The organism is Asaia sp. A2, from assembly GCF_057319415.1.
Genome location: NZ_JBXWTO010000008.1, coordinates 154,313 through 166,868 on the forward strand (window position 1 = coordinate 154,313; position 12,556 = coordinate 166,868).

General features: G+C 60.0%; 12 protein-coding genes. 4 read left to right on the forward strand and 8 right to left on the reverse strand.

Annotated elements, in window-relative coordinates:
* The gene (locus tag ACWNRM_RS09005) at window positions 1–1,311 is read left to right on the forward strand and encodes a YncE family protein (RefSeq protein ID WP_485170358.1); all 1,311 of its coding nucleotides are present in this window, start codon (window positions 1–3) and stop codon (window positions 1,309–1,311) included.
* A gap of 99 nt (window positions 1,312–1,410) precedes the next feature.
* Here the strand turns inward: ACWNRM_RS09005 and ACWNRM_RS09010 are convergent, their stop codons facing one another.
* Window positions 1,411–2,421 carry an SDR family NAD(P)-dependent oxidoreductase gene (locus ACWNRM_RS09010; RefSeq protein WP_485170357.1) on the reverse strand — a complete coding sequence of 337 codons (1,011 nt, stop codon included), beginning with the start codon at window positions 2,419–2,421 and terminating at the stop codon, window positions 1,411–1,413.
* A 122-nt stretch (window positions 2,422–2,543) separates the two neighbouring features.
* Here ACWNRM_RS09010 and ACWNRM_RS09015 point away from each other — a divergent pair, with 122 nt between their 5' ends.
* Window positions 2,544–3,131 (forward strand): TetR/AcrR family transcriptional regulator, encoded by a 588-nt coding sequence (locus tag ACWNRM_RS09015; RefSeq protein ID WP_485170356.1) that lies wholly within the window; start codon window positions 2,544–2,546, stop codon window positions 3,129–3,131.
* 33 nt (window positions 3,132–3,164) lie between these two features.
* Here the strand turns inward: ACWNRM_RS09015 and ACWNRM_RS09020 are convergent, their stop codons facing one another.
* The 5 genes from ACWNRM_RS09020 to ACWNRM_RS09040 form a co-directional block, all read right to left on the reverse strand.
* Window positions 3,165–4,010, reverse strand: a complete 846-nt coding sequence (locus ACWNRM_RS09020; RefSeq protein ID WP_485170355.1) for a nitroreductase family protein — start codon at window positions 4,008–4,010, stop codon at window positions 3,165–3,167.
* A 108-nt stretch (window positions 4,011–4,118) separates the two neighbouring features.
* Entirely contained in the window at window positions 4,119–4,670 is a 552-nt protein-coding gene (locus tag ACWNRM_RS09025; RefSeq protein ID WP_062163981.1) for an adenine phosphoribosyltransferase, read from the reverse strand.
* A gap of 78 nt (window positions 4,671–4,748) precedes the next feature.
* Entirely contained in the window at window positions 4,749–5,120 is a 372-nt protein-coding gene (locus ACWNRM_RS09030) for a response regulator (protein ID WP_485170354.1), read from the reverse strand.
* A 39-nt stretch (window positions 5,121–5,159) separates the two neighbouring features.
* On the reverse strand, window positions 5,160–6,455 hold the full coding sequence (locus ACWNRM_RS09035; protein WP_485170353.1) for a multidrug effflux MFS transporter: 1,296 nt from the start codon (window positions 6,453–6,455) through the stop codon (window positions 5,160–5,162).
* Between the two features lie 247 nt (window positions 6,456–6,702).
* Window positions 6,703–7,401: a TVP38/TMEM64 family protein gene (locus ACWNRM_RS09040; protein ID WP_485170352.1), complete on the reverse strand. Its 699-nt coding sequence runs from the start codon at window positions 7,399–7,401 to the stop codon at window positions 6,703–6,705.
* Between the two features lie 278 nt (window positions 7,402–7,679).
* Between ACWNRM_RS09040 and ACWNRM_RS09045 the strand changes: the two genes are divergently transcribed.
* Window positions 7,680–10,130: a TonB-dependent receptor gene (locus ACWNRM_RS09045; protein ID WP_485170351.1), complete on the forward strand. Its 2,451-nt coding sequence runs from the start codon at window positions 7,680–7,682 to the stop codon at window positions 10,128–10,130.
* Here the strand turns inward: ACWNRM_RS09045 and ybaK are convergent, their stop codons facing one another.
* On the reverse strand, window positions 10,131–10,616 hold the full coding sequence (gene ybaK / locus ACWNRM_RS09050) for a Cys-tRNA(Pro) deacylase (RefSeq protein WP_485170350.1): 486 nt from the start codon (window positions 10,614–10,616) through the stop codon (window positions 10,131–10,133). It abuts the gene before it with no gap.
* A 70-nt stretch (window positions 10,617–10,686) separates the two neighbouring features.
* The gene (locus ACWNRM_RS09055; RefSeq protein ID WP_485170349.1) at window positions 10,687–11,586 is read right to left on the reverse strand and encodes a DMT family transporter; all 900 of its coding nucleotides are present in this window, start codon (window positions 11,584–11,586) and stop codon (window positions 10,687–10,689) included.
* A gap of 225 nt (window positions 11,587–11,811) precedes the next feature.
* On the opposite strand from ACWNRM_RS09055, the gene ACWNRM_RS09060 reads away from it, so the two are divergent.
* Window positions 11,812–12,024, forward strand: a complete 213-nt coding sequence (locus tag ACWNRM_RS09060) for a CsbD family protein (protein WP_023977862.1) — start codon at window positions 11,812–11,814, stop codon at window positions 12,022–12,024.
* Window positions 12,025–12,556 lie beyond the last annotated feature (532 nt).

Genomic DNA, 12,556 nt, shown 5'->3' on the forward strand with positions numbered 1-12,556 from the left:
ATGAAGTTCTCACATCACGCGTTCATCGTCTCGCTGCTCGGCCTGTCATTGGCCACCGCCCAGGCGACACGTGCGCAGGAAACCCCTGCAGCTCCGGCACAGGCGGCGTCCGTACCGGCAACAGCATCATCGGCTGCTTCGGGTGTGACCTCACAAGCCCCGGCTCCTGCGCCTGCGTCTGGCGCTACCCCGGCCAGCACGACGCCCGCCAGCACAACCACCCCGGTTGCCGGTGCCGTGCAGACAATTCCCGGCATGCCTGCGGTTATCGACCCAAAAAACATCTATAGCGAGACGATTTCGGGCAAGATCTCTCCCGCCATCAAGGATGATCTGGCGCGGGTGTATGTGCCCAATCTGCGCGGCAACAGCGTCTCGGTCATCGATCCCGCAACGTTCAAGGTGGTCGATACCTTCAAGGTCGGTCGCAGCCCGCAGCATGTGGTGCCCAGCTGGGATCTGCGGACATTATGGGTCACCAATAACGCCGAGGGCAGCAATGATGGCAGCCTGACCCCGATCGATCCGCGCACGGGCAAGCCCGGTCCTGCCGTGACGGTGGACGACCCCTACAACATGTATTTCACCCCGGATGGCAAATACGCCATTGTGGTGGCTGAAGCGCACGAGCGTCTGGATTTCCGTGACCCGCATACCATGGCGCTTATCGGTTCGGTTGAGGCGCCACAGTGCAAGGGCATCAACCACGCCGATTTCTCGATCGATGGCCGCTATGCCATTTTCACCTGCGAGTTCGGCGGCTATCTGGCCAAGATCGATACGGTCAATCGCAGCCTGATTGGGTATCTCAAACTGTCAAAGGGTGGGATGCCGCAGGATATCCTGACCGCCCCGAACGGCCACAAATTCTACATTGCCGATATGCACGCCGATGGTGTGTTCGTGGTCGATGGTGACAGCTTCAAGGAAACCGGCTTCATCCCGACTGGCCCCGGTACGCATGGCGAATACCCCAGCCGTGACGGCAAGTTCATGTATGTGGCCAATCGCGGATCCCACAAGATCCATGGTCCGCGTCGCAGCCCTGGCAGCGTATCGGTGATTGATTTCGCGACAGACAAGGTGGTCAAGACCTGGCCGATTCCCGGTGGTGGCAGCCCCGACATGGGCAATGTCAGCGCCGATGGAAAGCTCCTCTGGCTCTCTGGCCGTTTTGATGATGTGGCCTATGCCATCAACACCGAGACTGGCGATGTGAAGAAAATCCCCGTGGGGGCGGAGCCGCATGGCCTGACCGTCTGGCCACAACCGGGTCGCTATAGTGTGGGCCATACCGGGATCCTGCGCTAAGCGGCTTCTGTCCGGGCCGACCTGCATTTCTCATGCAAGGACGGCCCGGATGCGACAAGGGCCGCCAGAACAACCCGAATGGTTTGTCAAATGAGCTGATCACGGTGTGGGAAAGGTTTCCCTCACCATTTTCTCGCTCAGGACCCAGAGAGCCTCAGCCCGCTCGGGGTCAACCGCATAGGCCCGCACGCCGGGAATGGTGATCCCAAGCGGCTGGTCATCCGGCACAATCGCGCTGATGCCGCAATCCTCACCATAGCGGCCACCAATCTCTGACGGTTCCGCGCGGGTCGCGGCCCAGACAGCGCTGGCAGCCCCCTGTGGAATGGTCTTGAAGCGGAAAGGCGGTCGACCTGCCTCGGCCTCCTGTTGATTGATGCGCTCGATCATGGCCTCGATCTCACCTTCAGCCATGTGGCGCACCAGTTCGGTGGCGATTCCGCCCGGATGCATGGCAACGGCCCGTATGCCGCGTGCCCTGTGCCGGGCATCCAGCGCGACTGCGAACAGGATATTGGCTGTCTTGGATCGTCCGTAAGCGCCGAAGGGCGTATAGTCTGTTGTCAGGAACCCCGGATCCTCCAGATTGACATCGCTGTAGCGGTGCCCCGCAGAGGAAAGCATGACCACGCGTCCACCGGGCCTGACCACCGGGATCAGTCGGTTTACCAGGACGAAATGACCCAGATGGTTCGTGCCAAACTGGGTTTCAAAACCGTCCTTCGTCACACCCTGCGGTGTGGCCATGACGCCAGCATTGGCAATGATCGCATCGAATGTCATGCCCTGTGCCAACAGGCGTTCGGCGCAGTCACGGACACTTGCCAGATCATTGAGCGCAAGTTTTTCGATCTGCAGGCGTGTCGGGTCGATGCCGGCAGTCGCCCTGGCTGCCTTGGCCAGATCACGGGCCGTGCCGATAACCTCGGCACCATGAGCCACCAGGGCACGGGCAGTCTCGACCCCAAGACCGGCAGAAACACCGGTGACGAGATAACGTTTCCCAGCCAGGGAAAGGCCGGCAAGCACATCATCGGTGGTGGATTGCGCATTGAACTTGGTGTCCGGCGTCATCGCCGGTGTAGCGGGAGAGGAAGTAAGAGCAGACATGAACAGCCTCGCAGGGCATAAGGCGCGCACATCTTGCCGGCCGACAGGACGCGCGCTAAACGGAAGCATACTCCGCTTTACATATACGGAATCAAATTCCGTTTAACAAGGGGACAATGATCATGGGCGAGACGCCCCGCCAAAGGCGCCCCCGCGCCGATGGGCAGCGGAGCCGTCAGGCTTTGATGGCCGCTGCACGCCAGGCCTTCGTGACCGGTGAGACTGATATACGCATGGACGAAATCGCAGCCCGTGCGGGTGTGGGTGTCGGCACGCTCTATCGTCACTTTGCCGATCGTTCCGCCCTGATCGAGGCTGTTTATGCAGACGAGCGTGACCAGTTGCTCGGCGCAGCCGATACGCTTCGTGCGGCTCATCCCCCGCTTGAGGCCTTGCGGGCATGGATGCGGCTTTTTGTCGGCTATGCCGCCACGAAGCAGACCATGATACCCGTTTTCAATACGCTCTCTGGTGGCGCATCGGCACTTTACGCCCGCACGGGCGGCCCCATTGTCGAAACCGTGCAGAAACTCGCTGCTGCCTGTGTCGCGCAGGGGGATCTGCGTGACGATGTGGACCCGACAGACATGCTACGCGCGGTTTATGGTGTCTGCACGATTGCGGGCGACCGTCCGGAACAGGCCGTCCAGTTCATCGATATCATCCTGAGCGGTGCCAGACCGGACGCAACCCAGCCGAAGCTTTCCTGAGAGGCGAGGAAAGCTGTCCGGCTGGGCGCAAGCCTATTTCATCGGGAAACCGAGGGCCTTGAGAGAGGCAAGCAGGGTATCGCGGCCATGCAGGCCTTCACGTGAAACGATGCGTTTGACCATGGCCTCGGACCAGAGGCGAGGCGGCAGTGACTGTTCCTGCTGGAAGGCGTTGTCAGCCGCATCGAAGCTGGCGATGGCTTCAGCTTCCTGCTTGGTGTCGTAACGGTCTCGATGCAGTACGGCGCGTTGGGGCAGGCGCGGTTTGATGCTGGCGGGGCGTGTCTCATCTTCATAGCCCACGCACAGGCCAAAAAGCCCGACGCAGCCCTTTGGCAGGTCGAGCTCCTTTGCGACCTCAAGCGGATGATTGCGCAACCCACCGATATAGACAGTTCCAAGACCCGCTGCTTCGAGGGCGGCCACGGCATTCTGCGCGGCAAGAGCTGCGTCGATGGCCGCTATAAGGAAGGATTCGGTATAGTCGAGTGCTTCGGCAGGCTGGCCTGCCTGTGTGGCGAGGCGTTCCAGACGTGAGATATCAGCCAGCCAGACGAGAAAAAGCGGCGCTGCGGCGATATGAGCCTGGTTGCCGCAGAGCTGGGCGAAAACCTCGCGTCGCTCAGGCGACTCAATGGCGATAACGCTCCAGCATTGAAGGTTGCTCGACGTTGCGGCGGACTGGGCGGCCGCGATGGCGGCTTCCAGTGTGCCCTCTGGCAGGGCATCGGGCCGATAGGCTCTGACCGAGCGATGGGAGAGAAGGCTGTCGAGAACGGCGCTCTGGCAGATGGGGGCCGCGTTTTGCGACGTCTCGAGTGATGCGGGGAGGGGCGAGCGGTAACGCTGCTGCCAGGGCGAGGAGAGGCGATCTGTCATGACGAGGCTCCATCAGAACGGGGCCTGCCATGACCGCCAGAACGTATCGGGGGGACAAGGCGTCCCCCACGGGTCATACGCGTCGGCTGTCTGGCCTTGGGCTGGCCCTCAGGCCGGGTAGGTTAGAAGCGAATGGAGGGGGGCGTCCAGCTTCTCACGGCCGCCCAGACCGTCAAGCTCGACCAGAACCGATGTGCCCACAACCTCGGCCCCGACATTCTTCAGAAGGCGGATCGAGGCGGCGAGCGTGCCACCCGTGGCGAGCAGATCGTCCAGCACCACAACGCGCTGACCGGGCTTGATCGCGTCTTCCTGGATATGCAGCTCGTCCTGGCCGTATTCCAGCCCGTATTTCAGCGAAATGGTCTTGCCCGGCAGCTTGCCCGGCTTGCGCAGCATGATGAAACCGCAACCAAGGCGCATGGCAACAGGCGCCGCGGTCAGGAAGCCACGGCTCTCGATGCCGGCCAGCAGATCGGGCTGCCACGGTGCGATGGCGCGGGCCAGACGGGCTGTCGCGATCTGCCAGGCATCGGCGTTACGGATGAGGGTGGAGATATCGTAAAACAGGATACCGGGCTTGGGGAAATCCGGGATCTCGCGAATATATTTCTTGAGGTCGAGTTCGGGCTGATCGCCATGAATCGGTGTCTGGGTCATGTTCCTGCTTCTCTTCCCTGCTTTACAAGATCATCAAAAGGCGCGGCATCTAGCCGGTTCGGGTCTCGAAAGTAAATGTCAGACTGCGCGAGCCGTGGCCTTTTCAATGGCCTCAAGCAAGGCAGCCCGCCGGAAAGGCTTGGGCAGGATCACCGCGCCGGGCACCAGATCATCGCGGGCAGTATCATCATCGAAATCTCCCGAGATCAGGATCACGGGTAGTGCGGGCTGAGTCTTGCGCAGATACAGGGATAGCGCATCGCCCCCCATGTCACCGGGCAGATTGAGATCGGTAATGATCAGGCCGGGGGCATCAGAGCCTGCAAGCACAATGGCCCGCTGGGCCGAGCCGGCCCGCAGGATTGTCCTGCCAAGGGTGGAGAGGATCGTCTCGACAATCAGGGCAACAGAATCGTCATCCTCGACAAGAAGGACAGGCGAATCGGACATGCGATAACTCTCCAGCATTTAGCCACACGGTCGTTCTGCTCACGATACCGTCTTGTGGCCGTGGGGGCGCAATATGGCAAATACGCCCATCATCAACCCGGCAAACAGCATGAGCGCCGCCATGGGCATCGGACTGTTGGCAGGCAGAAGGCCGATGGCCGTGCTGGCAAGCGATCCCAGCGCATATTGCATGGTGCCGGCAAATGCCGAGGCGCTCCCGGCAAACTGCGACTGGTTGCTGAGTGCGCCGACCATCGCATTGGGGCCGATAATGCCGGTCATGCCCAGCGTGATCATCATGCAGCCCACGATGGGAATGAGCATGACAGGACGGATATGATGTGTCGGGCCGGGATATTGCTCGGCCAGCATCACCACGACCAGCAACGCGATGGCTCCCAGAATCGAAATGGCCAGCGCCCAGCCCAGCATGGCCGATGAACTGACACGCCCTACCAGAGCTCCGTTGATCTGTGACGACCCGATCATGCAGACGGCAAACAGGCCGAACAACATGCCGTAATGGGCAGGCGTGAAACCGAAGATATGCTCGAACACGGTCGGCGCGGCTGTGAGATAGGTAAAGGACAGGAAGCCGCAGAACCCCCAGACCAGGGCATTGGTGATGAAGCAGCGCTCGCGGGCGATGGAAAGATAGCGATGCAGCAGGGAGAGGGGGCGCAGTTCGCGCCGGCTTTCAGGCGGCAGCGTCTCGGGAAAGGCACGCAGCAGCAGCAGGACACAAAGGCCGCCATAGACAGCCGAGACCCAGAAAATGGCCCGCCAGCTGATGTAGTCGAGCGCGATGCCACCCAGCATCGGGGCCAGAATGGGCACAATTCCCTGTATCAGAATGAGCTTCGACATGAGCTTTGCGGCCTCGTTTCCCGTGGAAACGTCACGCACGCAGGCACTCGGGATCACGATACTGGCCGACGCAGCGATGGCCGCAATGAGCCGGAAGAAGCACATCGCGCTCATGGTGGTCGCCATGGCGCAGCCGACACTGCCCGCCGTATAGACGATCATGCCAAGCAGCATCGGGATGCGCCGCCCGAAGCGATCCGCCAGTGGCCCCATGCTGATCTGCCCGATGGCAAGTCCCACCATCCACGCTGAGAGCGTCATGCCAGCGCTTCCTGCCGGGGAATGCAGAGACTTCTCGAGCGCAGGGAAGGCGGGCAGGTAGATATCGGTCGAGACCGGGCCCACCGCGGTCAGAAACCCGAGCAGCAGGGGAAGCCAGCTGGGCATGACAACAGGCGGCTGAGTTGAGTCGGTCTGACGCCCCGATGTTGGGGTAACAGAAAGAGAGATCCCGTCGGGAGAGGCCATGAGGCGCTCCTGCTGGATAAAGGGCTGTGAGATAAGGACGAATGCCCCGTTTCGGCCGGGCGTCACGCTCATCAAGCGCAACAGGGAGAAGGCGGTTTTAAGAAGGCAGTTTTTTGGCCAGTCTCTGGCGACGAGGTGTCAGATATCGCAGCCCGGCCGTTTTTCAATGATTTTTTTGACCTGCCGCAAATATCACCCGCGAGAATTCCCTCCCCAGAGTCAATTTCGTGTGCGAAGTAGGGGCATATCACACAGGCTGATCGGGGTCGGCCTTGTCTGCTAACTGGGCGAGGGCACTGCCCTCTCGGCGCGCTCTGGCGAGTAGGAACCAGGCCAGAAAGGATGATCCGGCAAAAAGCAGCAATCCGAGACCGATCTGGATATTCTGCCCCAGCTGCGCCCCGGCACCGATCAGGACGAAAACCAGATTCTGGGGGATGGCGCCCAGCAACGTGGCCCAGCCGAAAGCCGCCAGCGGTACACCATAGAGGCCAGCCGCCGCCGTAACCATGATGGCAGATCCCACAGGCAGGAGCCGCAAGGTCAGCACAGCCTGAAAAGGCGAGTGCGCCAGAACATGCCCGACGAGCTGCAGCCTCCCCCTGAATCGCGCCTGCCAGCGCTCACGCATCTGGGGCGAGGCCAGACGGCGCATCCACATAAAGCCGAGCAGGGCGCCCGTAAGCGAGGCAATGGTGGACAGGGCAAAGCCGATGACCGCGCCGAACACCAGCCCGGCCGCGAGACAGAGCGCCTGACGCGGTAGCCCGAACAGGCTGTAGGGGATGCCGATCATTAGAAACAGCACCGGCGCGGCAGGATTGTTTTTCCAGCTCTCGATCAGGGCCAGCACAGAGCGTGTCACCTGAAATTCGCGTGCGATCACAAGCAGCCCCACCAGAACGATGATCGTGAGCGCGGGCTTCCAGAGGTTTCTGGGCGGCACGCGGTCGGCGGGGCGGAAAGCAGGCAGGGCAAGGCTCCATCGCAGGATATGCGGAGCGATTAGCAGCCCGTGAACGCTTTAGGAAGCATGCTATGATGCAGATGGGTAACAGTGCGTGACGATTCTGTCATGACTGCGCAATTGTCACGCGGCTTTCGTTGCTGTTGCTCAACGTAACTGGTAGCCGGGAAGTAGGTTTCTGTCCGATATCGTAACGATATTGTTGATGTCGAGTAGAACCCGTCCTTTTTGTCCAGTGCCGAGGGAAACGCCACTCTATGTCGTCCAGTTTCACGCATCGTTGTCTTATGATGCTTCTTGCAGGCACAGCCCTTGCAGGCAGCGTCCAGGTATCGACCGCCGCGCCGACCCGTAACAAGCACCATGCGTCCACACACCGGACGACAAAAGCCAGGCCCGTAGCAGCCTCGTCTGTTACAACGGCACCGGCCGCGGGTACTGTTGCCCCCGCCATGCGCCCGGCGCCTCAGCCTGTCATGGCCCGCTCGCAGCCTGAAGAAATTGCAGTCACCGGCCGTAGCAGCCGCAGCCGTCAGCCGGGTGGTGGTCTGCTGCGCGTCGAGACGGCCCCCAAGGCTGTCCAGACCATCACGCATGACTTCATTGCCAAACTGGCGCCAAGCGTGAACCTGCAGCAGGTCATTGCCATGATGCCTGCCGCGAATGTCACCCAGGCTGACCCGTTCGGGCTTTACACGGGTCAAACCAACGTGCGCGGCTTCGACACGACTGAGGTAGGCTGGCTGCTTGACGGCGCGCCGCTTAACGATATCGGTGGCGGCCAGTTCTATGCCAACGAAGTGCTCGAGTCTGAAAACCTTGAGAGCGTTTCGATGCAGCCGGGCTCGGTGAATATCGACACGCCGGTCATCAGTGCTTCTGCTGGTATGACAACCATGACTATGAGCAACCCCACGCATCATTTTGGTGGGGTGATGGATGTCTCTTTCGGCTCGTTCGACACGTTCCGTCAGTTCATTCGTCTGAACTCCGGTGATATCGGCAATAGCGGCGTACGCGCCATGTTTGCGTTCAGTCACACCAAGGGCAACACCTGGCGTGGCCCCGGCCAGGCCGAGAAGTACCACTACGATTTCAAGATGGTGAAGGACTTCCGCAACGGAAGCCATACCGGTCTGACCGTGGCCTATAACGACCAGACCAACGATTTCTATCTGGCCCCGAATCTGAGCCAGTGGCGCACGACCGGTTATTCAACCAACTACGCCACGGATTATGCAGGTCCGACCGCAGCGGGTGCCAATTATTACAAGCTGCACGTCAACCCGTTCGAGAACGTGGTTGCAGCCCTGCCGACCCACATCGTCATCACGCCCAAGCTGACGCTCGAGGATTCGCTGTATTTCTGGCACGGTATCGGCAACGGCACGGGTGCTTCGGTCATCAATGCCTCCAGCTATATGGGCAACCAGGCCGTCAAGCTCGATCTGGGTGGTGCCAAGAGCGTCCTGGCGCTGGCCCCGTCCAACCAGGAGCAGTTCCGCACCGGCAATACCATCTCGCTGCATTACAAGCCCGATCATCACCACGATATCTCGCTGGGCTGGTGGTACGAGTACGCCAATCTCTACCAGTACTCGCCCTATGGCATCGTGAACCAGTCGACTGGTGAGGCGAACAACATCTGGGGCACGACGGACACCATTAAGACCACTACGGGTCAGCCGTTCCGCGCACGCGACTTCCTGTCGCTCACGCAGGTCAACATGATCTTCATTGGCGACACGATGAAGTATTTCAACGATCGCCTGAATATCGTCGTCGGCTTCAAGGAAGCGATGGTGACGCGCCGTATGTACAACTACACCCCCGGCACGCAGTATAACCGCAATCTGCATACGCCTGAGCCATTACCGCAGATCGGAATCGGTTGGAATTTCAACAAGCATCACCAGATCTATGTTTCCGGCAGTACCAACTTCAAGGCGCCGTCCAACACCTCTCTGGTCGATTACTACAATACCTCAGGTGTGCAGACGCAGCGTGGTGGGTCGTCCAAGCCTGAATACACGATCGAGGAAGAGCTGGGCTATCGCTACAACGGCGATCTGATTGTCGGCTCGGTTTCGCTCTTCAACTACAACCTGACCAACCGCCAGCAGACCCTCAATTATTATGACGGTGCGTCGGGGGCGAGCTATAGCCAGACGGTCAATGCCGGTGGTCAGACCACGCGCGGTGTTGATATCCAGATCGGCACGCGCGCATGGCATCATTTCCGTCCCTATGCGACGTTTGAATATCTGCGCTCGACCATCGACAACAACATTCGCGTCGGGAACGACCTGCTGCCAACGGCAGGCAAGATCGCCATTCGTTCACCTTCCAAGCAGGCCAAACTCGGTCTTGATTATGACGATGGCAGCTTCTGGTTCTCAGGTCAGGTCATCTATGTCGGCAAGCAATATGCCAGCTTCATGAATGACAGCTCGGTTCCGCAATACGTCACCAACCAGGTGGGCATCGGCTATCGCTTCAAGAACAAGGGTTTCATGAAGTCGCCACAGATCCAGCTGAACATGACCAACCTGACGGGCGCCAAGTTCCGCAACGGTGTGTATGGCTTCACTACCAACGCAAACCCGACCAAGGGCGTGTATGGCACCATGATCGCTTCCGGCGGTCTGCCGTCCTACTACCTCAACCCGCCGTTCTCGGCGATGGTTACGCTTTCCACCGGGTTCTGATCATTCTGCAAGGGCCGCAACCGTCCAGCCAAAATGGCCGGCGGTCGGTTCCGGGGCGATCTCGCATTGCAGCCCCCTGCGGCCTGCATTCACGAAGATTGTTTCCTGCTCAAGCGCGTGTCGGTCCAGAAGGATCGGCACGCGCTTTTTTTGTCCGAAGGGGCTGATGCCACCAGTCTTGTAGGCGGTCAGGCGCTCGGCATCTGGCGGGGCCATCATGGCGGCCGATTTGCCGCCTAGTGCCGCAGCAACGGCCTTGAGGTGCAGCTTATGGTCCGAGCGGATAACCGCGCAGGCGGGTTTGTCCTTATCCACCCAGACCATCAATGTCTTGAAAACGCGCTCCGGTGCGACACCAAGTGACTCCGCTGCCTGCAGGCCCTTGCGACTGGCATCGGGGTCGTAGTCATGGCTGTGCAGCGTGTAGGCAATGCCCTCTTTTTCCAGAAGGGCGAGGCCAGGTGTCTGGCCAGAGGCGGGTTTCATCAGATCGTCTCCCGAAGGTGGGTGTCAGACGACCATCAGAAAACCGGACCCTCATTCTGTCAAACCGGTCTCAACCCTGCTCCACCTCGACGGGTTGGGGCAGGGGCTTGCGGCGCAGGAATGCCAGCACGTTGCCAAGCAGGATCAGGACCAGCCCTGCCAGCATGGGAATGGACCAGTGAACCTGCTCGAAGAAGGCAGACATGCCCAGCGCAATGACGGGGGAGAGAATGGTGGCATAGGCGGCCTTGTCGGCACCGATGCGACGAACCAGTTCGAGATAGAACAGAAAACCCGCTACTGAGCCGAACAGAGCCAGATAGAGCAGGCCACCCAGCCAGCGTGCCGTAAGCGGAAAACCATAACCATGCCCTGACAGCGGGATGATGATCGCCAGCAAGGTCGCGCCACAGATCATGCCCCAGAAGATGGTGTTGGTCAGACTGATGTCGAACCGGGCGAGGTGACGCGAGAGCATGTTGCCGCAGGAGAACAGGAAGGTGCCCAGAAGGGCAAAGCCCATGCCTGCAAGCATCAGATGCCAGTTTTCATGCGCCATATCTCCGGCCAGAAGCAGGGCCACGCCACAGACACCCAGAATACCGCCAGCCAGCACGCGCAGATCGGGCGTCTTGCGAAAGAACAGCCAGAGATTGAGCGTATTGAACAGGGTGGCCATGCTGAACACCACCGAGACGGTACCGCTCGGCAGATAGAGTTCAGAACTGTAGATGCCAAGGAAGTTGCAGGAGAACAGACAGACGCCCATTCCTGCGATCCAGGGCCATGCCGGTCTGGGCGGAAGGCGCAGTTTGCCTGTCAACGCCAGTCCGCCCCCGATCAGGGTTGCTGACAGGACGAATCGCCAGAAAATAGCTACATCGGCGGTCGTACCACCAATCTGGAGATGAATGGCAAACCAGGTGAGCCCCCAGAGAATGACGACGGCGAAAAACAGGAAGGGGGCCATTCTGGATCTTTCTTGATTGGGGCGTCAGGGTTTGCTCACATTACGGGATCGGGGAATTAAAAAAAGACGGGTTTTGTCTGGAAACAGGGCGATCGATGCGACTTTGTTCCGGATGCCGCGTTGAGAAGGCCGTGCTGCCCTGCGCAGGCATCCCGGCGGCGACATCAGGGTCGATCTTCCGGAGGGATGACCGAGGGGCAGGGCCCAGCGAGAAGGAACAGCGTCATGAGCTCATTCACGGATAAGGTCAGCGGCACCGTCAAGCAGGTGGTCGGCTCGATTAAGGAAGAAACCGGCAAGCTGACCCATAACGAGAAGCTGGAAGCCGAAGGTGCCGCCCAGAATCTCGAAGGCAAGGCCGAAAAGACCAAGGGCGACGTCAAGAGTGCCGTCAATAACGGCATCGACAGCGTCAAGGACGGCTTCAACAAGCTCTGAGCCTCGCTCACGAAAACGCCCCGCAGCCTCTGCGGGGCGTTTTTGCGTTTTGCGCCTGTATCGCTTGTCCCCCGCGCCACGAGCGCTGGTTCGATGATATGGCGATCAAGCAGGCAGTGGCAGCACTCCCCAGTGGCGGAGCGGCTCACGACAACCTGCTCTCTGCATCCTCTTCCTCCCATTGTCGAGACGGATGACAGGACGGGGTTGGCGGTGAGGGTTGAGGCGGTTCGCGCTGGTGGTCATTTGAGCGGGTCATTTCCTGTGGTGTGAGTTTTTTCGTTTTTTTTGGACTTTTTTGGTTTGGATTGGGTTGTGTGGGGGGAGAGGAATCGGGTGTGGCCCATGTCTGGCGTGGGTTTTGGGGGATTTGAGGAAGTGTTTGACAACCCCCCCTGGTTTCCGTAAAAGCCCGTTCACCGCAGCGGAACACGCCGCGGTGACTGCCTGGAAGACTGAGTAAGATCAGTGGGTTAGGTGGGGTTCTTTGAAAATTGAATAGGTTATGGAAGGGATATGTTGGCGGCGCTTT